Origin of the sequence: Arthrobacter glacialis (genome assembly GCF_002909415.1) — a bacterium.
GTDB lineage: Bacteria > Actinomycetota > Actinomycetes > Actinomycetales > Micrococcaceae > Specibacter > Specibacter glacialis.
Map to the genome: position 1 here is coordinate 1 of NZ_PPXB01000012.1, position 21,275 is coordinate 21,275.

The 21,275-nt window shown below is 61.7% G+C and carries 25 protein-coding genes; 12 read left to right on the top strand and 13 right to left on the bottom strand.

Annotated features, from left to right (window positions below):
• On the bottom strand, positions 1–1,069 hold a 1,069-nt coding region (locus CVS28_RS14030), incomplete at its 3' end, for a DUF222 domain-containing protein (protein WP_133159143.1).
• A 262-nt stretch (positions 1,070–1,331) separates the two neighbouring features.
• Here CVS28_RS14030 and CVS28_RS14035 point away from each other — a divergent pair.
• A complete protein-coding gene (locus CVS28_RS14035) occupies positions 1,332–2,864 on the top strand; it encodes a polysaccharide deacetylase family protein (protein ID WP_103481931.1) in 1,533 nt (510 codons plus the stop codon).
• A gap of 223 nt (positions 2,865–3,087) precedes the next feature.
• Here the strand turns inward: CVS28_RS14035 and arfB are convergent, their stop codons facing one another.
• The 4 genes from arfB to CVS28_RS14055 all read right to left on the bottom strand — a co-directional run bounded on the left by arfB (position 3,088) and on the right by CVS28_RS14055 (position 5,065).
• Entirely contained in the window at positions 3,088–3,510 is a 423-nt protein-coding gene (gene arfB, locus CVS28_RS14040; protein ID WP_103467303.1) for an alternative ribosome rescue aminoacyl-tRNA hydrolase ArfB, read from the bottom strand.
• A 47-nt stretch (positions 3,511–3,557) separates the two neighbouring features.
• On the bottom strand, positions 3,558–4,130 hold the full coding sequence (locus tag CVS28_RS14045) for a GNAT family N-acetyltransferase (protein ID WP_103467304.1): 573 nt from the start codon (positions 4,128–4,130) through the stop codon (positions 3,558–3,560).
• 72 nt (positions 4,131–4,202) lie between these two features.
• Positions 4,203–4,679: a GNAT family N-acetyltransferase gene (locus CVS28_RS14050; RefSeq protein WP_103481997.1), complete on the bottom strand. Its 477-nt coding sequence runs from the start codon at positions 4,677–4,679 to the stop codon at positions 4,203–4,205.
• 35 nt (positions 4,680–4,714) lie between these two features.
• Positions 4,715–5,065, bottom strand: a complete 351-nt coding sequence (locus tag CVS28_RS14055; protein ID WP_103467349.1) for an ArsR/SmtB family transcription factor — start codon at positions 5,063–5,065, stop codon at positions 4,715–4,717.
• Between the two features lie 98 nt (positions 5,066–5,163).
• Between CVS28_RS14055 and arsB the strand changes: the two genes are divergently transcribed.
• The 6 genes from arsB to CVS28_RS14085 all read left to right on the top strand — a co-directional run bounded on the left by arsB (position 5,164) and on the right by CVS28_RS14085 (position 10,196).
• Positions 5,164–6,243: an ACR3 family arsenite efflux transporter gene (gene arsB, locus CVS28_RS14060; protein ID WP_279325076.1), complete on the top strand. Its 1,080-nt coding sequence runs from the start codon at positions 5,164–5,166 to the stop codon at positions 6,241–6,243.
• 27 nt (positions 6,244–6,270) lie between these two features.
• Entirely contained in the window at positions 6,271–6,693 is a 423-nt protein-coding gene (locus CVS28_RS14065; RefSeq protein WP_103467306.1) for an arsenate reductase ArsC, read from the top strand.
• 14 nt (positions 6,694–6,707) lie between these two features.
• Positions 6,708–7,682, top strand: a complete 975-nt coding sequence (trxB, locus tag CVS28_RS14070) for a thioredoxin-disulfide reductase (RefSeq protein WP_103481932.1) — start codon at positions 6,708–6,710, stop codon at positions 7,680–7,682.
• Between the two features lie 57 nt (positions 7,683–7,739).
• Complete coding sequence (locus CVS28_RS14075) at positions 7,740–9,143, top strand: FAD-dependent oxidoreductase (RefSeq protein ID WP_103481933.1); 1,404 nt, start codon at positions 7,740–7,742, stop codon at positions 9,141–9,143.
• Positions 9,144–9,276: 133 nt separating this feature from the next.
• Positions 9,277–9,777 carry a universal stress protein gene (locus tag CVS28_RS14080; protein WP_165788165.1) on the top strand — a complete coding sequence of 167 codons (501 nt, stop codon included), beginning with the start codon at positions 9,277–9,279 and terminating at the stop codon, positions 9,775–9,777.
• The gene (locus CVS28_RS14085; protein WP_103481934.1) at positions 9,774–10,196 is read left to right on the top strand and encodes an arsenate-mycothiol transferase ArsC; all 423 of its coding nucleotides are present in this window, start codon (positions 9,774–9,776) and stop codon (positions 10,194–10,196) included. Before CVS28_RS14080 ends, CVS28_RS14085 begins: the two co-directional genes overlap by 4 nt.
• Here the strand turns inward: CVS28_RS14085 and CVS28_RS14090 are convergent.
• A complete protein-coding gene (locus CVS28_RS14090; protein WP_133159144.1) occupies positions 10,193–11,110 on the bottom strand; it encodes a saccharopine dehydrogenase family protein in 918 nt (305 codons plus the stop codon). The genes CVS28_RS14085 and CVS28_RS14090 overlap by 4 nt on opposite strands.
• A 148-nt stretch (positions 11,111–11,258) precedes the next feature.
• Here CVS28_RS14090 and CVS28_RS14095 point away from each other — a divergent pair, with 148 nt between their 5' ends.
• The gene (locus tag CVS28_RS14095; protein ID WP_103467312.1) at positions 11,259–11,831 is read left to right on the top strand and encodes a TetR/AcrR family transcriptional regulator; all 573 of its coding nucleotides are present in this window, start codon (positions 11,259–11,261) and stop codon (positions 11,829–11,831) included.
• A 36-nt stretch (positions 11,832–11,867) separates the two neighbouring features.
• Here CVS28_RS14095 and CVS28_RS14100 read toward each other — a convergent pair whose 3' ends face one another.
• The 3 genes from CVS28_RS14100 to CVS28_RS14110 all read right to left on the bottom strand — a co-directional run bounded on the left by CVS28_RS14100 (position 11,868) and on the right by CVS28_RS14110 (position 13,747).
• Positions 11,868–12,290 (bottom strand): organic hydroperoxide resistance protein, encoded by a 423-nt coding sequence (locus CVS28_RS14100; RefSeq protein WP_103467313.1) that lies wholly within the window; start codon positions 12,288–12,290, stop codon positions 11,868–11,870.
• A complete protein-coding gene (locus CVS28_RS14105; protein ID WP_103467314.1) occupies positions 12,287–12,808 on the bottom strand; it encodes a MarR family winged helix-turn-helix transcriptional regulator in 522 nt (173 codons plus the stop codon). The genes CVS28_RS14100 and CVS28_RS14105 overlap by 4 nt, the downstream gene beginning before the upstream one ends.
• An 81-nt stretch (positions 12,809–12,889) precedes the next feature.
• Entirely contained in the window at positions 12,890–13,747 is an 858-nt protein-coding gene (locus tag CVS28_RS14110; protein WP_207797216.1) for a class I SAM-dependent methyltransferase, read from the bottom strand.
• A gap of 48 nt (positions 13,748–13,795) precedes the next feature.
• Here CVS28_RS14110 and CVS28_RS14115 point away from each other — a divergent pair, with 48 nt between their 5' ends.
• Positions 13,796–14,395, top strand: coding sequence for a helix-turn-helix transcriptional regulator (locus CVS28_RS14115; RefSeq protein WP_103481937.1), 600 nt, complete (start codon positions 13,796–13,798; stop codon positions 14,393–14,395).
• Positions 14,396–14,455: 60 nt separating this feature from the next.
• On the opposite strand, the gene CVS28_RS14120 is transcribed toward CVS28_RS14115, so the two are convergent.
• On the bottom strand, positions 14,456–14,737 hold the full coding sequence (locus CVS28_RS14120; protein WP_103481938.1) for a DUF4190 domain-containing protein: 282 nt from the start codon (positions 14,735–14,737) through the stop codon (positions 14,456–14,458).
• A gap of 152 nt (positions 14,738–14,889) precedes the next feature.
• Between CVS28_RS14120 and CVS28_RS14125 the strand changes: the two genes are divergently transcribed.
• Positions 14,890–15,933 (top strand): LLM class flavin-dependent oxidoreductase, encoded by a 1,044-nt coding sequence (locus tag CVS28_RS14125; protein ID WP_103481939.1) that lies wholly within the window; start codon positions 14,890–14,892, stop codon positions 15,931–15,933.
• Positions 15,934–16,481: 548 nt separating this feature from the next.
• Here the strand turns inward: CVS28_RS14125 and CVS28_RS14130 are convergent.
• The 3 genes from CVS28_RS14130 to CVS28_RS19450 all read right to left on the bottom strand — a co-directional run bounded on the left by CVS28_RS14130 (position 16,482) and on the right by CVS28_RS19450 (position 17,799).
• Positions 16,482–16,946, bottom strand: coding sequence for a lysozyme (locus tag CVS28_RS14130; RefSeq protein WP_165788166.1), 465 nt, complete (start codon positions 16,944–16,946; stop codon positions 16,482–16,484).
• Between the two features lie 2 nt (positions 16,947–16,948).
• Positions 16,949–17,185: a hypothetical protein gene (locus CVS28_RS19780; RefSeq protein WP_165788167.1), complete on the bottom strand. Its 237-nt coding sequence runs from the start codon at positions 17,183–17,185 to the stop codon at positions 16,949–16,951.
• A 122-nt stretch (positions 17,186–17,307) separates the two neighbouring features.
• Complete coding sequence (locus CVS28_RS19450; RefSeq protein ID WP_133159145.1) at positions 17,308–17,799, bottom strand: hypothetical protein; 492 nt, start codon at positions 17,797–17,799, stop codon at positions 17,308–17,310.
• Positions 17,800–17,924: 125 nt separating this feature from the next.
• Here CVS28_RS19450 and CVS28_RS14145 point away from each other — a divergent pair, with 125 nt between their 5' ends.
• On the top strand, positions 17,925–18,503 hold the full coding sequence (locus CVS28_RS14145; protein WP_103467322.1) for an antibiotic biosynthesis monooxygenase: 579 nt from the start codon (positions 17,925–17,927) through the stop codon (positions 18,501–18,503).
• A 148-nt stretch (positions 18,504–18,651) separates the two neighbouring features.
• Entirely contained in the window at positions 18,652–21,237 is a 2,586-nt protein-coding gene (locus tag CVS28_RS20320; protein ID WP_103481941.1) for a S8 family peptidase, read from the top strand.
• Positions 21,238–21,275 lie beyond the last annotated feature (38 nt).

Consider the following 21,275-nt stretch of genomic DNA (forward strand, 5'->3'; position numbering starts at 1 on the left):
GGGAGGGCCGCCCGGTGGGGGTCAGCGCGGTAGATGGCTCGCCGTCACGCTGGGCTTGCAGGGCCCACGTTTCCAAGGTTTGAAACAAGGCCAGGGCGGGTGTGGCGGGCAGGATGGCGCCCAGTTTCGCCATGCCGTCGGGCAGTGGGGTGAACCAGACCCTTCTTTGCACGCTGGCCCTGTGAAAACGTTCGGTCAGGGATTCAGGGTTGTGCTTTTGTGCCAATCGCCGGATCTTGCGGGTCAGTCCGGCCGGATTCATCCGGGATGCCCCGGTCAGGAACAGCGGTTCCAGGACCGGGAAGAGGTCCTCGGGGACGTTTTCCAGGCCGCGACGGATGGCGTGGATCCGGGTCTGATCCAGCAGTCCTTCCCTGAACAGTGTCCCGGTGGATGGCAACGCTGCCAACGTTGCGGCGTCATCGAGGCGATGCTGGGCAGTGCCCGCACTGATCGCGTACACGGCCATGAGTTCCCCTGCGGCCCACAGTGACACTTCGGGGTCACGGCCTCCGCAAGTTTCCTCGTTGATGGGCGGGCGGCGGGTAGCAAATTCGTTGAGTGCATCCATCTCCCTGGCCTGGGCAAACGCCGCCAATCGGTTCGCCGCGTGTAGGTAGTCCAGCAAGTCGTTATCGCTCAACGTGTCCGGCTCCAGTCGTGTCAATGCCGCTGCGCCGGTGGCCGGTGTCCATGTCACGCCCGCAGGATTGTTCTTTCTTGGCGCCTTTGGATGGTCCGGAACCGAGGCCCTGATCACGCGCACCAAGGAATCGGCCTCAAGGCCAGGCACTGAAAGGAAGTGACCCACGGAGCCGCCGTCGCCGTCAAGCGTCTGGACCAGCGTGGCCCATTCATCCGCCGAGATCGTCCGGGATGGGCCCACCCACGTCACATTCTTCATGTGGGGGTCATCGGCGAAAGGGTCACTGGCCATCAGCCTGGCGAACTCGGCATCCGCACATCCCCCGTCAGCTGCCTCCGACCAGTGGTCGGGAGCCTGATCCAGAAACGGCTGACCGGCAGGGCTGGAAACCCTGTTGCTGCCGGGCCAATTGACGGTGCCCATACTCCAATTTTAGGCGCTGAACGACTTCAAGGGAAGACTTTTTAGAACATATATTCGATTCATAATCCGCAGGGAGATGGAAGTAATGGACGTTGGCCCGAACTGACGTGGAACTGTAGTGGTGGTGTCGGCAGCATCTCACTGGAATCGCAAGTCGAGTGCAGCCACGCAACGCGGAGCTGCCATTGTGTGACGCTGCCGGTGCCTCAGTTGGCCTAAACTGGGACGAACTTTGCTTCGAGTATTTGGGGACACACAATCCATGCCATTTTCTGTCAACCACAGACCGTTGTTGCTGGCCGTGTTGGCAGTGTCGTTGAGCTCGTGCAGCATTTTGCCGGCGCGGGTTGCCTCCAGCCCGCCACCTCCGCCGCCACCTGAGTCCTCGCTCGGGGAGCCTGTCCCGGCGCTGGACCCTGCGGGCATTCCGGGAGCCTTGCCGGAATCCCTGCGCACGGGCACCGCCACTCCCGTGTCGGCCCGCTGGGTCTATCTCAGTGGAGCGGAGTCATACAACAACCGGTTGGATGCCGGCCTGTTGGGACTGTTTGACCACAACGCTGGTGGGCGCTACGACCCGTCCGTGCCCGACCCGGCAGTACCGCTGATGGACAGGGGCCTCAAACTAGACCACGCGATCATTGCGACAGGCGACGCGATGGTTGGAACACGAATGACCCGGTGGCAAGTGGACCGCGGAACCGAGTCCCTTGTTTCGGTCACCACTGAATTCACCAACTTGTCTACCGGGGAAATCCTGCCAGGAGCAGCGCTGATTTCCAGCGACAGCAACGAAAAGATCCGACAACTCCTGGGCGAAGCAATTGCTGCGGAGACAAAATCTTCGGCACCCTCTGACAACTCTCCAACTACCAGCGCCACGCCAGCATCAACGGCACCGGCTTCAAGCGCGCCGGCCGCCGTACCTCCGCCGGTCCAAGCATTGCTCAGTGGTGCGGCGTTTAGCCCCGTCGGTGATTTGGTGGTGCCCCTGACCATCGACCCCACAAACGGTGCCCCGCTAACTGACCCGGTGACTGTCCACATCACAGCCAAGTCCAGCACACGGCTACTTTCGGATCTTGGCAGTCGGATGCAGCAACTCGCCACGGCGCCACGGCCGCTGACGCCACTGACACTTGCTGCGGCAGGGCAAGAGCACGTCAACTGCGATCTTGTGCCGTGTGCCGCTTTGACCTACGACGACGGACCCAACGAGCAAACGAAACGTCTATTGGGTGTCCTTGCCTCCCGAAAAATCCATGCCACGTTTTTTCAACAAGGGATCTACGTTGCAACGCACCCGCAAATTTCTGCCGCTGCTGCGGCGGACGGTCACGTGCTTGCCAATCACACCATGCGCCACCCGGATCTAACGAAGCTTTCCGCAGCCGGCGTCAGGGAGGAGATTCAGGGCACCTCCGCCATTATCAACAAGATGGCCGGGGTGGCCCCGGCGTATCTACGCCCCCCATATGGCGCCAGCAACGCACGGGTCAACACCAATGCTGGGCTGCCCCTGATTAACTGGTCGGTAGATTCCCTGGACTGGCAGTCCCGAAACAAGGACATCTTTGTTCCCAAGATTCTCAAGCTCGTGAAGCCCGGGGCGATCATCCTCCAGCACGACATCCATGCGTCCACAGTTGATGGGCAAGATCAGCTGATCACTAGCTTGCAGGGAATGGGTTACCACCTGGTGACAGTCCCGCAACTCTTCCACGGCATTGAACTCCAAAACGGTCGCGCCTATTTCTGCCGCGGCACAGTGTCCCCGTGCACACCGGGCCGGTAGTCGGGTTCACACGGCAGCTAGCCACGCCGGTGCCAACAGTATGAACCCCACCTAGACACCGTCCCGCCTGGCAGGCGTCAAGGACATGTCAAAATCGCTCGGAACCGAGCAAACTGCCACGCCATCCACTTGAGCTTCGGACGGCGAATCAACAGACCTGCCACGAATCTTCAGGATCATGAATCCACAAGAACATTCGTCGGGGCAGGGCACCGAAGCGGTGCTAGTCGGGGTATGGCCGCTGGCGTTGCCGTTTCGTGGCGGATCGTTGCTGTTTGGTGGCCATGTGCCGCAGCTTTGAACCGCGACTGGACTTTGTGGGGCGGCGCGGAGCGGCTGCCGGGGCGAGGCCAGCTGCAATGATTTGGGCCAGCTTCGCCAGCGCGATCTCGCGATTGCGTAATTGGGAGCGCTGCTCCGACGCGGCCACCGTGACGGTTGAACCAACCAGCCGACGATCCAGCCGGGTGAGCAGCAACTCCCGTTGTTCATCCGAAAGTGCGGCTGACTCAGCAACATTCCATGAGAGTTCGGCCCGGCTGTCCGAGGTGTTCACATGCTGGCCGCCGGGACCCGACGACCGTGAGAACCGCCAGCTGAGCTCCTGTGCCGGGATCGTGAGCGCGGGTGAAACTTCGAGGTCCATGGTTCAAGTCTTGCACGGGGTGTCCGTTGGCGGCGCGAGGCTTCAATTCAGCCCAGGTCAAGCCGCATCAACACGCGCGGGAAACCGTTGAGGACAGAGTTGGTGTCAGCTGTCTTGGTGAAGCCGGCGCTCTCGAACAGCTTGCGGGTGCCCACGTAGGCCATGGTCAGATCCACCTTCCGGCCCTGATTATCCACCGGGTATCCCTCAAGTGCGGGAGCGCCTTGTCCCCTGGCAAAGTCGACGGCGCCTGCCAGCAGACTGTGTGAAATGCCCTTACCCCGGTGCCCGGGCCGCACCCGGATGCACCACACAGACCACACGTCCACGGAATCCACGTGCGGAATCTTTCGGTTCCGGGCAAACCCAGTGCCGGCCCGTGGCTGCACACCGGCCCACCCAACTACCTCGTCGCCGTCGTAGGCCAACACCCCGGGCGGCGGATCCTGGCGGCACAATTGCTCCACAAGTTCACCGCGAGCGGGCCCCCGCAGGGCCACGTTGTCCCTGGACGGAATGCGGTAGCTCAGGCACCAGCAAACGTTGGCATCGGGGCGTTTGGGGCCCACCATTGTCTTGACATCCTCGAACGTTGTTGCCGGGCGGACGCTGATCTTCATGAATTCACTCTCGCACCAAGATCCGGTACTGACAATGCACCCGGTCAGCCTGCCCGCCCCGGCCTGTGCTGGCTAGAGGCGGAGTTCGTACAGAATGGTGTCGCGCCATTGCCCGGCCCAAGGGCCGTGGCTCATCAAGGCTATGCGTTCGCGGCGGCCAATCTCCCGAAAGCCCGCCTTGGAGTGGAGCGCGCGGCTGGGCAGGTTCTCAACGAAAATCCCGGACTGAACAGTCCAGTACCCATTCTCACGGGCCCTGCCGATCAGCTCGTGGAGCAGGAGGGTGGCGATGCCGCGACCGCCATGCTCTGGATCAACATAGATGGAGTGCTCCACGACGCCCCGGTAGGATTCCCGTGTGGAAGTAGATGCTGCGGCAGCCCAGCCAACGACAGCACCATCGGAGTCCTCCGCCACCAGGCACAGCTCGGGCTTGCGAGAAGCGAAAAAGTCAGACTCGGAGGGGACCCGTGCCTCAAACGTGGCATTGCCCGTGGCGATTCCGTGAGCGTAGATGCGTTCCACCGCAGCCCAATCACTGCTGGCCATGAGGCGGATCTGCATGCCAGATCGTCCCGATGCTGTCATAGTGCCGTGATCATGGCGGCGGCGCGTTCCAGGGCACCGGGAACCAGGGAGTAGTACGCCCAGGTGCCGCGCTTCTCACGCTCCAGGAGTCCGGCGTCAACCAAAATCTTCAGGTGGTGGGAGACGGTGGGCTGGCCCAGATCCAACGGTTCCGTAAGGTCACACACACAGGCTTCGCCGCCGTCGCCAGCCTTGACGATTGAAAGCAGCCGCAGCCGGTTCGGATCCGAGAGTGCCTTAAGTATCCGGGCAGATTCTTGGGCAGCCTCGGCGTTGAGCACGGACTGTCCGCCGGGTTCGCAGCAGAGTAGTTCGGTGGGTGTCTCGACCGTTAATGCAGTGTTCATGTAACCATTATGCCCATAGATTGACAATTGTCGATATAGGGGTCAATACTTTCTGTATCGACAATCATCAATCTTATGTTAGACCGGCTAGGAGCTTTGTGAGTACCAAGAGCATCACCCCTTCCATTCCCGGGGAGGCTGCCGTCGTCGGCAAACTCTCCACTCTGGACCGGTTCCTGCCGGTCTGGATCATCGCAGCCATGGTCATTGGCCTCTTGTTGGGCAAGTTCATTCCGGGTTTGAACAGCGCTCTGGATGCGGTAAAAGTCGGATCGGTGTCACTGCCCATCGCCATTGGCTTGCTGGTCATGATGTACCCGGTACTGGCAAAGGTTCGCTACAACGAAACCGGCAAAGTCATGGCCGATCGCAAGTTGTTAATCACCTCGCTGATCATCAACTGGGTAGCGGCACCGGCCTTCATGTTCGCGCTGGCGTGGATCTTTGTTCCCGACCTGCCCGAATACCGCACGGGCTTGATCATTGTTGGCCTGGCCCGTTGCATTGCCATGGTCATGATCTGGAACGATCTGGCCTGCGGTGACCGCGAAGCCGCCACCGTTTTGGTGTTGATCAACTCGGTGTTCCAGGTTTTCGCCTTCGGCGCCCTGGGCTGGTTCTACCTCCAGGTGCTCCCGGGCTGGCTGGGACTTCCGACGACGTCCGCTGACTTCTCCTTCTGGGCCATCACCGCCTCGGTGCTGATCTTCCTCGGCATCCCGCTGCTGGCAGGATTCCTGACCCGCGCGATCGGTGAGAAGGTCAAGGGCCGGGAGTGGTATGAGGGCAAGTTCCTGCCCAAGCTCGGCCCGTGGGCACTGTATGGCCTGCTGTTCACCATCGTGCTGCTCTTTGCACTCCAGGGTGACTCCATCACTTCCAATCCGCTGGATGTGGCCCGGATTGCCTTGCCACTGCTGGTGTACTTCATCGTCGTCTTCGGTGCCAGCATGATGATCGGCCGGGCCCTGAAGTTGGGATACGCGAAAACCACCACGCTTGCATTCACCGCCTCCGGCAACAACTTTGAGCTCGCCATCGCCGTAGCGATCGGAACCTTCGGCGTCACCAGCGGCCAAGCCCTGGCTGGCGTCGTCGGGCCGCTGATTGAGGTGCCAGTCCTAGTTGCCCTTGTCTACGTCGCCTTGTGGGCGCGCAAACGATTCTTCACCAACTAACCCCCACTACTTAAGGAGCATGAACTCATGAGCACCACCGAAACCACCAAAAAGCCCTCCGTTCTGTTCGTCTGCGTGCACAACGCCGGACGCTCCCAGATGGCTGCCGCCTACCTCACCACCCTCTCGAACGGGGCCATTGAGGTCCGCTCCGCCGGGTCCCAGCCGGCAGCCTCGGTCAACCCGGCTGCCGTGGAGGCCATGGCTGAAGAGGGCATCGACATGTCCACCGAGATCCCCAAGATCCTCACCACAGAAGCGGTCAAGGAATCCGACGTCGTCATCACCATGGGCTGTGGCGACACCTGCCCCTTCTTCCCCGGCAAGCGATACGAGGACTGGGAACTCGAAGATCCGGCAGGGCAGGGTGTGGACTCAGTCCGCCCCATCCGAGACGACATCAAAGCCCGCATTCAGGCCCTCATCGCCGACCTCCTGCCCGCAAGCTAGAAAAGGATCCTGTCATGACAGAACAGCTCATCATCATTGGCTCCGGCCCCGCCGGGTACACGGCCGCAATCTACGCCGCCCGAGCTGGATTATCCCCGCTGGTCATAGCCGGTGCCGTCACTGCGGGAGGTGCGCTGATGAACACCACAGAGGTGGAGAACTTCCCGGGCTTCCCGGCCGGCATTCAAGGCCCCGAGCTCATGGACGGTCTGCAGGAGCAGGCCGAGAAGTTCGGCGCCCGCATCATCTTCGATGACGTCACCTCCACCACCCTCACCGGTCACCTCAAAAGCGTGACGACAGCTGCAGGAGACAGCTTTGAGGCCCCGGCCATTATTCTGGCCACAGGATCCGCCTATAAGGAACTTGGACTGCCCGAGGAGAAGAAGTTTTCCGGCCACGGCGTCTCCTGGTGTGCCACCTGCGATGGGTTCTTCTTCCGTGAACAAGACATCATCGTCGTCGGTGGTGGGGATTCCGCCATGGAGGAAGCCACCTTCCTGACTCGGTTCGCCAAGTCTGTCACCGTGATCGTGCGCCGCGGGGAACTGCGGGCTTCGAAGATCATGGCCCAGCGCGCCAAGGACAACCCAAAAATCCGTTTCGCCTACAACTCGGCCATCACAGCCATTCACGGCGAAATGAAGGTCAGCAGTGTGACTGTGGAGGACACCGTCACCGGGGAATCCCGCGAACTGGCTGCCACCGGCGTCTTCGTGGCCATTGGTCATGTGCCGCGGACCGAACTGGTTGTGGGACAAGTCGATTTGGATGATGAAGGGTACATTCGGGTCGATGCACCGACCACTGTCACGAACCTCACCGGTGTCTTTGCTTGCGGGGACGCTGTGGATCACCGCTACCGCCAAGCGATCACCGCCGCCGGGACCGGCTGCGCCGCCGCCCTGGACGCAGAACGCTACCTAGCCGCCTTGGACGATGCAGACAGTATCGCCACCGCCTTGGTGGAAGAATCAACCCACGCCTAAGCGACTCCACAGCACCACAGCAACCTGATACTTATCATCACGAGGAGAACCACGGACATGACGAATCAATTACGCGAGCTGCCAGTTGCCATCATCGGAGCCGGCCCGGTAGGTCTGGCCACGGCCGCGAACCTCATCGAACGTGGCCTCACTCCGCTCATCTTTGAAAAGGGCGAGGCAGTGGGTACGGCCATTAGCAAGTGGGGGCACATCCGCCTGTTCTCTTCGTGGGAACACAACATTGACCCGGCCTCCCGGCGCCTGCTCGAGCCCACCGGTTGGCGCGAACCCCGATTGACTTCCTTGCCCTTCGGAGCCGAGCTCGTGGAACAGTACCTGAATCCGCTAGCCGCTGTCCCGGCCATCAGTGCTGCTCTGCAGACCTCTTCCACCGTGACAGCTGTGAGCCGGGTTGGCATGGACAAGACCCACTCCCGTGGCCGTGACGAGCGGCCGTTCCTGGTGCGCGTCCAAACCGTAGACGGGACAGTAACCGACCACCACGTGCGCGCCGTGGTTGACACATCGGGCACGTGGGCGGACCCCAACCCCCTGGGTCAAGCCGGCCTCCCGGCGCCCGGTGAGGCTGAAGCCATCGCGGCCAGGCTCATCACCGAGCCGTTGCCGGATGTCACCGGGGCTGACCGAGCCCGATTCACTGGCAGACATGTCCTGGTCATCGGTGCTGGCCACTCGGCAGCCAACACTCTGTTGTCGCTGGGCCAGCTCGCCAAGAATGAACCGGGCACCCGGATCAGCTGGGCCGTCCGCGGCCCCGATGCCTCGCGCCTCTACGGTGGCGGAGACTTGGACGGCCTGCCGGCCCGCGGTCAGCTCGGCACCCGGCTACGTAAACTCGTTGAAGACGGACACATCGAACTGCACACCTCCTTCACGACTCTCTCCTTCACTGTCGGTCAGAGACTGGCCGTCACCGGCGCTACCCCGGACGGGGACGTGACTCTGGAGGTAGATCTGCTGATCCCCGCCACCGGGTTCCGCCCCGACCTGGACATCCTGCGCGAGATCCGCCTGGAACTGGATCCTGCCGTGGAAGCACCCCGAGATCTGGGACCTTTGATCGACCCGGAATTCCACTCCTGCGGCACAGTTCCCGCCCACGGCGCCAAGGTCCTGGCGCACCCGGACAAGGACTTCTACATTGCCGGGATGAAGTCCTACGGCCGCGCCCCCACCTTCCTGCTCGCCACCGGCTACGAGCAGGTCCGCTCCATCGTCGCCGCACTGGCCGGAGACCAGAATGCGGCCGATCAGGTTCACCTCGAGCTGCCAGAAACCGGTGTCTGCTCCACAGACCTCGGCGGCAGTTGCGACGCCCCCGCCGAAGACAACCAGGAGCAGGACGCTGCGTCATCATCGTGCTGTGCAACACCGGAACCGGTGTTGATCGGAATTCCCACCGGCCTGGCTCACGGCCGAACCGCCACCATCGCGGAGTAAGCCGAGGAAGCGGCCATGACCAATACAAAGCAGTGCCGTCGCCCGGTCTATGCTGGTAAGCGGTATCTTGATTGGAAGATCTTGACTAGAAGATCGAAGATTGTCCATACGTAAAGGCTAGGAAGGTGTCATTGTGAGCGATCACGCAGGCAAGGCAAGTTTTAGTGGTTCCCCCGTCGTCGTCGGAGTCATACCCGATCAGAATCCAGTGGTGTGGGTGAAGGCCCTGGAATTGGCGCACAGCCTAAATGCTCCACTGATTGCGGCGTTCGTGGACCCGGCCAGCTCCCGGATCGAATGGGCCCCAGGGGACTTTGTCCTGCCAAATGCGGTGAACACTGCGGTTGAGCCGGAGGAAGAAACCTCCATTGCGGCGGCGGAGCTGAAGGAAAACCTTGCAGCCGGTGCAGCCAACCATGCCACGGCGTGGTCCTTGCGAATCATCGGCGGTGACCCGGCCCTGGCGATTGGCCGACTGGCTGCTGCCGTGAAAGCCTCCACCATTGTTGTGGGTGCCAGACGACCGGGAATCATTGCCAAAGTTGATGATCTTGTCTCTGGCTCGATGTTCCACCACCTCATGACCACCCAAACCGTCCCGGTACTGGGTATCCCGTCCCCAGACGCACAATGACCAGCAAACCAGGCGTCCTGTTCGTATGCGTCAAGAACGGCGGAAAGTCCCAAATGGCCGGCGGACTCATGCGCCACCTCACCAAAGATGCCGTCACCGTTTACACCGCCGGGACCAAACCCGGCCCGTCCCTGAACTCCCAATCAGTGGAATCCCTGGTGGAATTGGAGATTGACATCGGCGCAGAACACACCAAGCCCATCACCCCCGACATGCTGGGGGACGTCAGCTTGATAGTTACCCTCGGCAGCGAGGCCGTCGTGGACCCGGTTCCCGGAATCGAAATTCGCAACTGGGACACCGATGAACCCTCTGAACGGGGGATCGAGGGGATGGAACGGATGCGCCTGGTCCGGGACGACATCAGCATCAGGGTAAGCCTCCTGGCCCAGGAAATGCTTGGGAGTGTGGGTAGCTAGTCCAGATTGATGCCGGCGGTGACGATGTCATCGAGGCCCATGACGGAGGTGATCGCCACGGGCTTCGACGGACGTGAGATGGCCAGTGCGTCCACAACTCGTGCCGCCAACACCCCCGTGGCGCTGGACTGATTGCTGCCCCAAGCCCGGCGGGTTTGGCCCGTCCTTCTGTTGGTCGCCACAATTGACCAGTCCTCGCTGCCCATCGGCGGAACCATGGTGATGAGCCGCCGGGCAGCGGGAAAGCGGGCCACGGCGCCCAGTGCCCAGGTGGCAGCGGGGGAGTCCAGGGCAAAGTAGTTGCGCACGCGGATGCTCGAGGAGTCGCCAAGGAGCAGGTGATCCGGAAAATCCGCCCTCAGGTAGCCGCGGGTTCGACCACCGTCGTGGAAAGTACGACGCTCACGCAGGTTCATGACGGGATGGTTTTCCACCGGGTTCACCAGCGGGGCCCCGATGAGCCTCTGGGTCCATTCCACTGCCGCCGGCCCGTGCTTCTCGCCGGCTCCGAGCATGAGCGCCACGTCCACGTCGTCGCCAGGCTCTTTGTCCAAGGACGCCGCCATGAGAGTGCTGAGGCCCGGAGCCAAGCCCGCCCCAAGAATCATGGACGCCTGGGGTGACTCTGAGCGCAGCTGGGCAAGGTAACCGGCACTGGCGCTGATGTCAACGAGTGTGGCCTGTGAAAGGGCCGTCCCCAACGCCGGGTTTTCCACGCCGGAGGCGTTGACTACGACGTCGTGCAGCTGGGTTGCGCGCTGCAGCTCACCCAAGTCGCTGCCACCAGCGTCAAAGCGCAGCCATCCATCGGCCGGGGTTCGCCCTGCCCGCGTGACCTCGTGGCCGGCAGCCGCCAGAGCGGTGTGGAGATGCCTGCCAACGGCACCCCGGGCACCAAGCAGGAGAACCCGCACTGGTGGCGCCTTTGGGTCGTTGCCAGGGCTAGCCGGGTGCTGATCGTTGTCCATGAATCTCCAAATGTTTAGTTGGTAATTCTCCGACGATAGACGCCACCAGCCGTATTTGCAACTAAACAGTTGGGAGTTGGGCTAAGCTGAAACCATGGCTTGGGATACGGCGCGAACTCGGACACTGTTGCTCGATGCTGCCACGGAGCAGTTCGCGCAGAAGGGTTTGGCTGGGACGCGGGTTGACGCCGTCGCACGTGATGCGGGTGTCAATAAGGAGCGGATTTACCAGTATTTTGGCAATAAGGAGGGCTTGTTTGATGCTGTCTTGTTGCGAGCCTTGGAGTGTTTCCTCATGGCCGTACCACTGGAGGGTAACGGCATTGCCGCGGTGGGCGAATTCGCAGGGTGTCTCTTCGATGAATACACCGCTCGCCCGCAATTGCCGCGCCTTTTGGCGTGGGAGGGCCTGGAGCGCGGGGATCGTGAAGGCGTGACTGACCCAAGGGCTGGCGCCTGTGCGGAGAATGCGGCGCTCATCCGGGCCGCATGTCCGCAGCTGAGTGGTCCTGAGGCCACGCAGCTTTTACTGTCAATCGTCACGTTGGCCACGGGCTGGTGGGCGCTGCCGCAACTGGGAGAAATCATGTCCGGTGATGGCGTGGACGCCCGGCGTGCCGCCGTCGTCGCACAAGCGTCAGCCATGGCGGCCGGTCCGGGCCAGTAGGCCGCGGACCGACGCACACTAGGGCCGGCCTGGGAGTTAGTCCTCAGATACCGAGATGGTGACGTCGATGTTGCCCCTGGTGGCATTTGAATAGGGGCAGACTTGATGCGCGGCGTCAGCCAAGGCTTGTGCGGCCGCTGTTTCAATGCCCGGCAGCACCACTTCGAGCAGTACGGCGAGCTCAAAGCCGCCCTTGCCATTGGCGCCAATCTGGACCTGGCCGCCCACCGAGGAGTCGGTGATGTCCACCTTCTGGGTGCGCGCCACCAGCTGCAGGGCAGAGTGGAAACACGCAGCGTAGCCGGCGGCGAAGAGCTGCTCGGGGTTGGATCCTTCCCCCATGCCACCCATTTCCTTCGGGACAGACAGGCCCACGTCAATGCGGCCGTCGGAGGAGCGGACATGTCCGTTGCGGCCGGCCCCGGTGGCGAGGGCTTCGGCGGTGTACAGAGAATTCATGAGTTGCCTTTCGGTGCAGAGGAAGATGAGGCATCGAGGGTACGGCTAGGCGAGTTTGCCAGGTCGTGGGTGGATGCCGTCAAGTGGCGCATGCCTTCGGTGATGCGGTGCAGTTCCTTGACAAGATGATCGGCCTGGTCCTGGCTGTCAAAGCCATAGGCGCCGCGCAGGCCGTGCAGCGCGGTGCGCAGTTCCTGAAGCATCGCCGCGCCGGTAGCAGTGATTTCCACCGTCACCACGCGTTCGTCAGGGGACCTGCGCACCCGCGATACCAGCCCCCGCGCATCGAGCCGGCGCAGCAGGGGGGACAGGGTGCCGGAATCGAGATTCATTCTGGCGCCGAGTTCACTGACGCTAATGCCGTCGGCGGAAACGTTGGTCTCCAGCAGCACGATGTACTGCGTGTACGTCAGCTCCCATGGCTCCAAAACCACCCGGTGCGCCTTGGCCACAGCGTTGGACGCTGAATAGATCGCAAAGCAGACCATCGAATCAAGGCTGTACTCATTGTTGGGCATAGCTATAGTGTACACAACTAAATTGCGCACAATGTTGTTGCGTGAAGCGGGGCACCCGAACCCGGCCTCTCGGCGGTCGGCCTATGGTTTTCGCGCTGCCCACACGGTGCGGCTGCCCCGCACTTGCAGGTCAGTCCTGCTGGCCAGTGATTCGGGACCATCGCTGGCCAGCAGGCTGTCCAAGATGGCCAGATCCGCGGCTGTTGCCACGTCGTCCATGGCTGTGCGGATGCGCTCCAGGAACATGCGGGCGTAGCGGGAGGCCAGGTCCGGCGTCGAGTTGCCAACGGCCGTATAACTGCGCTGCTCGACGACGTCGAACCCGGCGCGTTCCAGCCCGGCCCGCCAATCGGGATGGTGATTCCAGCGCATTTGGGCCAGGGCTGCGTGCAGCCTCGCTTCCAGGGCTGCAAGTTCGGTGCCGTCCGCAAGTGTCGCCGCGGAAAGGAAGCAGGGCAGGCCGTCCATTTCAATGACCATCAGCAAGCCACCCGCATTGAGGCCGGCAAACATCTCACCCATGCTCCGTTCGGGGTCGGCAACCTCGTGGAGTGAGGAGGAGGCCCAGATGAGATCGGCGGCCGCAACCTCGGGCCAGGCCTCATCGAGATCGGCAAGAACTGTTGTCACCTGCCCGGTTAGACCATTCTTGCTAGCAGCCTCAAGCGTCTGGCCCAGCATGTCAGCCGACTTGTCCAGGGCAATGATGTGCGTGTTTTCAAAGCGCTGTGCCAGCGCCACGGCGCCCACTCCCGAGCCCGATCCGGCATCGATGATGACGCCGGGGGTTGGTGTCAGCTCGGCGGCCAGCGCGGTTGCCTGCTCCAAGTAGGTGCCCAGGATCAGGGCGTCCAAAGTCAGCGATTCTGCAAGGCCTGCGCCGTGCGAGTGCCCGTTGTGGTTGTCATGGCCGTGTTGGTGGTGCCCGTGAGTAGTCATGTACTCCACACTAGCCATCCCGTGCGGAAATGGCATAGGCTTTTGCGTATGACGCAAGAACTGGAGATGGACAGTGTTATCCGGCAGCGCATTCGTGGACTGCGGCTGGCCCTTGGCTGGTCGCTGGACAACCTTGCGGCCCGCTGCGGCCTCAGCCCCTCAACGCTGAGCCGCATTGAAACCGGTCACCGCAGAATTGCGCTGGACCAACTGGTGCCAATCGCCCGGGCGCTGGGCACCACGCTGGATGCGCTGGTTGAATCCGGCAGCGATGAGGATGTGGTGATCCGTCCCCAAGCGGGGCATTCCCAGGGTCTCACTGCGTGGATCCTGTCAAGCGAAGACGGCCTGCACGGCAAGACCGTGGCGAAAATGCGCATCACCTCGGAACGGCCCAACGGGGTCGAACAGCGCAGTATTCATGCCGGCCGGGATTGGTTCACTGTGCTCTCCGGGATTGCCAAGCTGGAGCTGGGGGAGCGGACCATCCTTGTCCACCCGGGCGAGGTTGCCGAGTTCTCCACCATGGTCCCGCACTTCATCGGTGCCCACGAAGGTCCCGTGGAAATCCTCACCATTTTCAACCACGACGGCGGGCGGGCCCACCTTCACGCAGGGGATCACGCCGTCGGCCAGGCAGCGCACTGACATTATGTTCCATTGAGGGTGAACCACTCCTGATTAGGCTTGATCACCCTGCCGGGTGGACTAGTTCTGCATGAACATATTGACCACGTAGAACGCAAAGCTCACGACTCCCACCGCAATGCCGGCGATGGCCAGCCCGCGGCCGCGCACCACCCCGGCGCGAATCTCACCGAGTGCCCGCACGCATAAAAACACAGCAGCAACAGCTATGAAGCCGAAAATGGCCATGCTGATGCAGGCCACAACAAAGCCGGCGATGGCTTGCTTGCTGAACGCCGGGCGCAGCGGCTGTTTGACCCCTCCGTTGCTCACGGGTGAACTGGAGGGTTTTTGCTGGCTCATGTTTTCGCCTTTCGGGCGGGATGGCGGCGTCTTCAGTCAATTCTGTTGCAGAACACCGGAAAATGTTCGCTAGACACGAACCCTTTTGTAAATATGATCTGTTTGAAATATGATCTGAAAAACAACACATTCTGAATGCTTTGGAGACAGTCATGGAAATTGGCGCATATAGTTTTGGCGACACCCCGCTCAACGCGGACGGAACGTCTCGCACAACGTCCGAGGCGATCAAGAACCTGTTTGACGCGATTGTCCATGCCGACAACGCCGGACTGGACTACTTTGGTGTGGGGGAGCACCACACTGTGACCATGCCGGCGTCGTCACCCGGGGCCATGCTGGCGGCCGCCGCGGCAGCGACCAACAACATCAAGCTGGGCAGTGCCGCCAGCATCATCAGCACCGACGATCCCGTCCGCGTCTTCCAACAGTTCGCCACCGCCGATGCCATCTCCGGAGGCGGCCGCATTGAAATCACCGCCGGCCGCGGCTCCTCCGTGGAGACCTTCCCGCTCTTTGGCTTCGATCTGCGTGACTACGACCAGCTGTACTCCGAGAAGCTCAATCTGCTGATGACCATCAACAACTCCGGCGATGAAAATGTCACCTGGGAGGGCACCGTCCGGCCCAACATTGGCAACCTGGCCGTGGTGCCGCGCCCCGTTCAAGGGAAACTGCCCCTGTGGATAGCCACTGGCGGCAGCCCGGCGTCGTCCGCCCGAGCAGGAAGCCTGGGTCTCCCCATCTCCTACGGCATCATTGGCGGGGCGCCGCACCGCTTTGCACCGTTGGCCGAGCTCTACAGGAAGTCAGCGGAACAGGCAGGACACACTGGGGATGACATCAAGGTCTCTGTGGCCGCACTGGGTTTGGTGGCACCCACCAAGAAGGAAGCGCTGGATCGTTTCTACCAGGGCTGGCACAACCTGAACGTTGAAATGGGCCGCCTGCGCGGCTGGCCCGCCCCGGACAAGAGCGCCTACCTGGCCCAGGCGGAAGCACCCGGGGCCTACTATGTTGGCGATCCGGACGAGGTTGCCCGGCGCATTGTTCATCTGCACGGCTACATGGGGCACATGCGCCACTTCCTGCAGACAGACATCGGCGGCCTACCCCACGAGCACCTGCTGGAATCCATCACGCTGCTGGCCACAGAGGTCAAGCCCCGCGTGGAGCGACTGCTGGCCAAAAAATAGGTCCTTGGAGTGGTTCGACGGCGCATCGGGCCCCGTCGGCGCCCCACAGGGCCGGAAGGATGGCCGTTTGCTCTAGTGGCATTGCCCCGGCGGGTGCATGATGGAAGGAGGTAAACGTCAACCAGAACATCCCTGGACCTGTTTGCCTGCCGGCCTGATGACCGGGAACGGACTAAGGAATTGATGGGTCATGGACATGATGGGTTTGGCTGTGGCAATTGGCGTCATTGTTGTTGTGACGGTGATCTTGGGCTTCATTGCCACACATGGGAACAACAAGAAGCACTTTGGCTGAAGCGGACTTATTGATCAGTAGGATCCATGAGTACGCCGGCAAAGTCGATGCCACCTGCGGCAGCAGCGCCGCTGTGTCCTCGATAGGGGTGGAAACCCAAATTCCGCTACGTTCGAAGTAGCGAGGTTGTGGTGCTTCCAGTCAATTCTGAGGTGTCTATCATTCTCGTTTCCCTCAGATATGCAATCGATTTCCGGTAACCATGAGTGGCTGAGTACGGCGACCCAACACGTGGGGCTGGTTGGGTCCTACATCATTGGTAGTCGCCCTGAACGTAAAGCTTCGCTTCAGCCCGCCGGCGGTTCACCAGCCCCGGCAATCCGTGATTGGTCCACAGCGCCATTTGGGCGGGTACCAGTTTGTGCTGGCCCAAGTTCACCTTTTTAAGTAGGGTCGAATCTGCGAATGCCTGAGGTCCAACGTTAAACGCAAAGCTCACCAGAGCATCAAACTTATGTTGCGTCAATGGCACGACCACTTCGGCATTGACGCTCCTGACCGCTTTGCTAGCGTCACGGTTGAGGAGGTCCAGCCCTTCCTTGTTGGTAATCCCGTCAAGAAAAATCGGCGGCTCGGATCCATTGCAGCGGCCCAGATGCACCAAATGTCCGTAACCGATGGTGCAGTGGCCTGCGGCGTCGTTGTACAGTCTGCCCCGATATCCCTCCCAGCGTGCAATGAACGCCAAACCAGCCGAGCTGAGCGCGCCATTGGCCATGGCTAAATCGCAAAGTGAACGTGATTGGTGTGGCGACCCCATGCTGAACCCCAAAACGAGGCGGGAACAACTATGCCGTTGTCCACGGAACCGCCCGGGTTGTGGATGAGCTCGGCGAGTTCATCCAGATGGGTTCTCAGCGCCCACGCGACGAATCGCTGCATGTTGGCTTCGGATCCGCTAATGTCCGCGGCCCTGTGGCGGTAGTGGAACGAGCCTTGAGTGTGGACAGCGGTCACCGGACCCCAGCGTTTCGGGGCACCGGGTGCGTCACACTCGCGAACCACCAGCTTAAAATGAGTCTCAGCAAAGGAACACGATCTCACTAGCAGTGAAGCCTGAGAGAAATCTTCCGCAACCATCAGAATTGCCTCATCTGCTGAATTGAAAAACGGTTCCACCAGTCCGCTGTCTTTTCATCTGCTGTACGCCCCAGCCCAAACGGGACGCTCTTTCCACATTTTGCGCAAAACACGGCGTCGGTGCCCACACGGTGGCCCTCGGGGCACATCATTCCACCAATGACGGCAATCCAGGATGCTGCAGCAGGAATTGCAGGCGGATTAGTCACCGCAGGAAGCTGGCTCGCCACGTCGTTCCAAATCTGTCGCGCCTCGTGCCACAAGGGATCTGCAAGTTGTTCCGCTGTGGGGTTCATGGTGACCTGCGGCATGGGTTTGAATGGATGGCGAGAATTCCATTCGCGGCTCAGCCTTTCTGCGAAAGTATCAGCATCCTCCGATGGAAAAAATTTCATTGGAACCTCCCGGTGAATCGAAATCAATGAAATGCAACCAATATCGTGATCGTAGACCCAAAAAGTCCTCAAAGGTAGCCTCAAAATGAATTCCATCAGCGCACCGTCTTGCTGATTTGCTCGAGGATTCAAAAGGCCCCGAGTGGCGCCCCAGGGTGTCCTAACTCATAGGCTGGTCCACATGGTGGATGGGTCTTGCGGATTGCCCATAGAATTGCTGCGTGTTAGATCTCCAGCCCGTTACAGTTTCCATTGCCCGCACGGTTCAGCCCGGGTACCACCGCCAATTTGCCGCATGGGCGCACGCCGGACAAGAGTTGGCGCGCGAGTGGCCCGGCTACCTGGGCTCCGGCTGGGTGCGGACGGGGCCGGACTCGGATGAATGGCATGTCATGTACCGGTTCTCCGATGTGGCCTCGCTGCGCGCCTGGGATGATTCGCACGAGCGCAGCTGGTGGATTGACAGCGCTGGCGGGCTGATGGAAATTACCCGTGTGGAGCACCGCACTGGCATTGAGGGATGGTTCGATCAGCCGGGCGACGTGTCGATCAGCGTGCCGGAAACCGTTGTGCCCCCGCGGTGGAAGCAGGCCGTGAGCATCTTCCTGCCGTTCTTCCCCCTGAGCCTGCTGTCCAACTTCCTGCTGCACCCGATCACCGGACACTGGCCACTACCGTTTGCCGTGCTCCTGAATGTCTGCCTCTTGACGCCCATCATGACGTATCTCCTGCTGCCCCTGAGCACGCGCCTGCTGAAGCCGTGGCTGCACGCACCTCGAAAGGTTCGTGAAGCCCGCTAAGGGGACCTTACTGATGCGCCGGCGCTGGGCCAGTAACGCTCCAGTAACGCACGGCGCTGTGAAATAGGAGTGCGGGACCGAAGTCTGCCTGCGGGATTTATCGATTCCATGACTGTTTGTTCAATTCTTCACAGATAAGGAACACGCTATGAACCGGGAATACTTCGCACGGGGGCAGCGGAAAACGGTAGATCGCATTGAGAACGTCGTCGCGATCAAGGTCGCCGCCACGGAGCGCGGATTCAATGCAACCGAAGCCGAGAGTTTCGGGACTGAGGCCGCTGCGGGGCAGCTGGGACTGCCAGAAGACAGTATGGCGGCTTTCGGCGCCGCGCACTGGGTGTTTGTGGAGCCGTCCGCGGACACGTCCCGATCCCTCGCGGCGTTGGATGATTTTGCTGAGGCGGACGACGCCGGCACCCTAGTCAAGCGGGAAAACGGGCGTTTCGCGATCGTCACCAAGCGCCTGACAGTCCAGCTGGCCGAGGACTACTCCGGGGAAGACGCCGAAGCAATTTTGGCTGAACGCGGCTTGACACTGCTGACGCGGCTGACATTTGCCCCGAATCTCTTTGAGGTGGACACCACGGTCCACGACGACGCGCTGGAAGCCTCTGTTGACCTGCATGAGGATCCACGGTTCACCCTGGCGGAGCCCAGTTTCGTCGAGCATGTGCCGCCGCGCGCCATACCGACTGACCCGCGTTTCGGTGAGCAGTGGCAATGGCGCAATACTGGCCAGGGCGGCGGCACACCGGGGGCAGATGTGCACGCGGAAGAGGCCTGGGACCAGACTTTCGGAGCAGGTATCAGGGTCGCCATCATCGACAATGGCTTCAACACCGCGCACGAAGACCTCCAGAGCGCCATCGTGGGCGCCTCGGGTGCGTTCAGGACCGCAGGTGCGGGCCCGCCAACCTTCATGCAGGGTGCGGCGGCAATTCCGGCAGGTGACCATGGCACGTTCTGCGCTGGCATGGTCGGTGCCCGCCACAACAACGGCCGGGGCGGTTGCGGCGCGGCTCCGGAGTGTGAGCTCATGCTGGTGGCCTGCCTCGGTGACCAAGTGGGAACTCAGACAACCCTGGCCCGGGCCGTCGCCTATGCCGCGGATCCATCCCGGGAAGTGGCTGGTGCGGATCCGGCCACCGGTGCCGACATTTTGGTCTCGAGCCTTGGCCCCAACGGGGCCGCCTGGGACCTCACTGTTGTCTTGGAGCTTGCCCTCGAATTCGCCGCCGCGAACGGTCGCGGCGGGCGCGGTCTGGCCATCTTCTGGGCAGCCAGCAACGGCAACAACGTCGATGTCATGCAGGACGAGGTGGTCTCCCACGCCGACGTTATTGCTGTGGTCCGGTCCACCAGAATGGATCTGGAAGACAACGCCGCACGCGGACCCGAGGTTGAATTGATCGCACCAGGGGTTGCCGTGGTGAGCACCACAGGTGCCGGTGGCTACGGCCCCAGCACTGGCACCAGTTTTGCAGCCCCCTGCGCGGCTGGCTGCGCTGCCCTTGCGCTGTCCATGAACCCCGATCTGACCCGTGACCAGTTGCGTGCCATCATGCGCGACTCCGCGGACAAGATCGGCGGGGTGGCCTATGACGCCAACGGCCACAATGACGACTACGGATTTGGCAGGGTCAACGCCGCCGCGGCAGTCCAACTGGCGGTTGGCTCGGTGTCCCATGTGAGGGGCAAGGACATTGCCTTGGTGCGCCAGACTCCTGGCTGGGCCAGCATCCCTGTCGCTTTCTCCAACGGCTCTGGTGGTTGGGACATCACCAACGGTGCAGCCCCCACGTTTATTGGGAACTGGGCGAATACTCCTGGGGTGCGCATCGTGACGGGTGACTTCAACGGCAACGGACTCACCGATGTAGCCCTGGTGCGCCAGGCACCGGGCTGGGCCAGCATCCCTGTCGCATTCTCCAACGGTTCCGGTGGTTGGGACATCACCAACGGGGCAGCCCCCACTTTTATTGGGAACTGGGCCAACACCCCGGGTGTGCGCATCGTGACCGGTGACTGCAACGGCAACGGACTCACCGACATCGCCCTGGTCCGCCAAACACCGGGCTGGGCCAGCATCCCTGTCGCATTCTCCAACGGTTCCGGTGGTTGGGACATCACCAACGGGGCAGCCCCCACTTTTATTGGGAACTGGGCGAATACTCCTGGGGTCCGCATCGTGACAGGCGACTTCAACGGCAACGGACTCACCGACATTGCCCTGGTCCGCCAAACACCGGGCTGGGCCAGCATCCCTGTCGCATTCGCCAACGGCTCCGGTGGTTGGGACATCACCAACGGGGCAGCAGCCACGTTCATTGGGAACTGGGCGAATACTCCTGGGGTGCGCATCGTGACAGGTGACTTCAACGGCAACGGACTCACCGACATTGCCCTGGTCCGCCAAACCCCGGGCTGGGCGAGCATCCCGATTGCCTTTGCGAACGGCTCTGGTGGTTGGGACATCACCAACGGGGCAGCAGCCACCTTCATTGGGAACTGGGCCAACACCCCGGGTGTGCGCATCGTGGCCGGTGACTTCAATGACAACGGGCTCACCGACATAGCCCTGGTCCGCCAAACCCCCGGCTGGGCCAGCATCCCTGTCGCATTCGCCAACGGCTCTGGTGGTTGGGACATCACCAACGGTGCAGCCGCCACGTTCATCGGAAACTGGGCCAACACCCCCGGGGTAAGACTCACCAACGGAGACTACCGCTAGCCAAGGGCCCGCCGTCGAGTTTCACTGGCACGGGAACA

Bases quoted from the DNA above. Each gene is read 5' to 3' on its own strand.
- CVS28_RS14035 (WP_103481931.1), top strand. From the start codon at position 1,332: ATGCCATTTTCTGTCAACCACAGACCGTTGTTGCTGGCCGTGTTGGCA.
- arfB (WP_103467303.1), bottom strand. From the start codon at position 3,510: ATGGACCTCGAAGTTTCACCCGCGCTCACGATCCCGGCACAGGAGCTC.
- CVS28_RS14045 (WP_103467304.1), bottom strand. From the start codon at position 4,130: ATGAAGATCAGCGTCCGCCCGGCAACAACGTTCGAGGATGTCAAGACA.
- CVS28_RS14050 (WP_103481997.1), bottom strand. From the start codon at position 4,679: ATGGCCAGCAGTGATTGGGCTGCGGTGGAACGCATCTACGCTCACGGA.
- CVS28_RS14055 (WP_103467349.1), bottom strand. From the start codon at position 5,065: ATGAACACTGCATTAACGGTCGAGACACCCACCGAACTACTCTGCTGC.
- CVS28_RS14065 (WP_103467306.1), top strand. From the start codon at position 6,271: ATGAGCACCACCGAAACCACCAAAAAGCCCTCCGTTCTGTTCGTCTGC.
- trxB (WP_103481932.1), top strand. From the start codon at position 6,708: ATGACAGAACAGCTCATCATCATTGGCTCCGGCCCCGCCGGGTACACG.
- CVS28_RS14075 (WP_103481933.1), top strand. From the start codon at position 7,740: ATGACGAATCAATTACGCGAGCTGCCAGTTGCCATCATCGGAGCCGGC.
- CVS28_RS14085 (WP_103481934.1), top strand. From the start codon at position 9,774: ATGACCAGCAAACCAGGCGTCCTGTTCGTATGCGTCAAGAACGGCGGA.
- CVS28_RS14095 (WP_103467312.1), top strand. From the start codon at position 11,259: ATGGCTTGGGATACGGCGCGAACTCGGACACTGTTGCTCGATGCTGCC.
- CVS28_RS14100 (WP_103467313.1), bottom strand. From the start codon at position 12,290: ATGAATTCTCTGTACACCGCCGAAGCCCTCGCCACCGGGGCCGGCCGC.
- CVS28_RS14105 (WP_103467314.1), bottom strand. From the start codon at position 12,808: ATGCCCAACAATGAGTACAGCCTTGATTCGATGGTCTGCTTTGCGATC.
- CVS28_RS14110 (WP_207797216.1), bottom strand. From the start codon at position 13,747: ATGACTACTCACGGGCACCACCAACACGGCCATGACAACCACAACGGG.
- CVS28_RS14115 (WP_103481937.1), top strand. From the start codon at position 13,796: ATGACGCAAGAACTGGAGATGGACAGTGTTATCCGGCAGCGCATTCGT.
- CVS28_RS14120 (WP_103481938.1), bottom strand. From the start codon at position 14,737: ATGAGCCAGCAAAAACCCTCCAGTTCACCCGTGAGCAACGGAGGGGTC.
- CVS28_RS14125 (WP_103481939.1), top strand. From the start codon at position 14,890: ATGGAAATTGGCGCATATAGTTTTGGCGACACCCCGCTCAACGCGGAC.
- CVS28_RS14130 (WP_165788166.1), bottom strand. From the start codon at position 16,946: ATGGCCAATGGCGCGCTCAGCTCGGCTGGTTTGGCGTTCATTGCACGC.
- CVS28_RS19450 (WP_133159145.1), bottom strand. From the start codon at position 17,799: ATGGAATTCATTTTGAGGCTACCTTTGAGGACTTTTTGGGTCTACGAT.
- CVS28_RS20320 (WP_103481941.1), top strand. From the start codon at position 18,652: ATGAACCGGGAATACTTCGCACGGGGGCAGCGGAAAACGGTAGATCGC.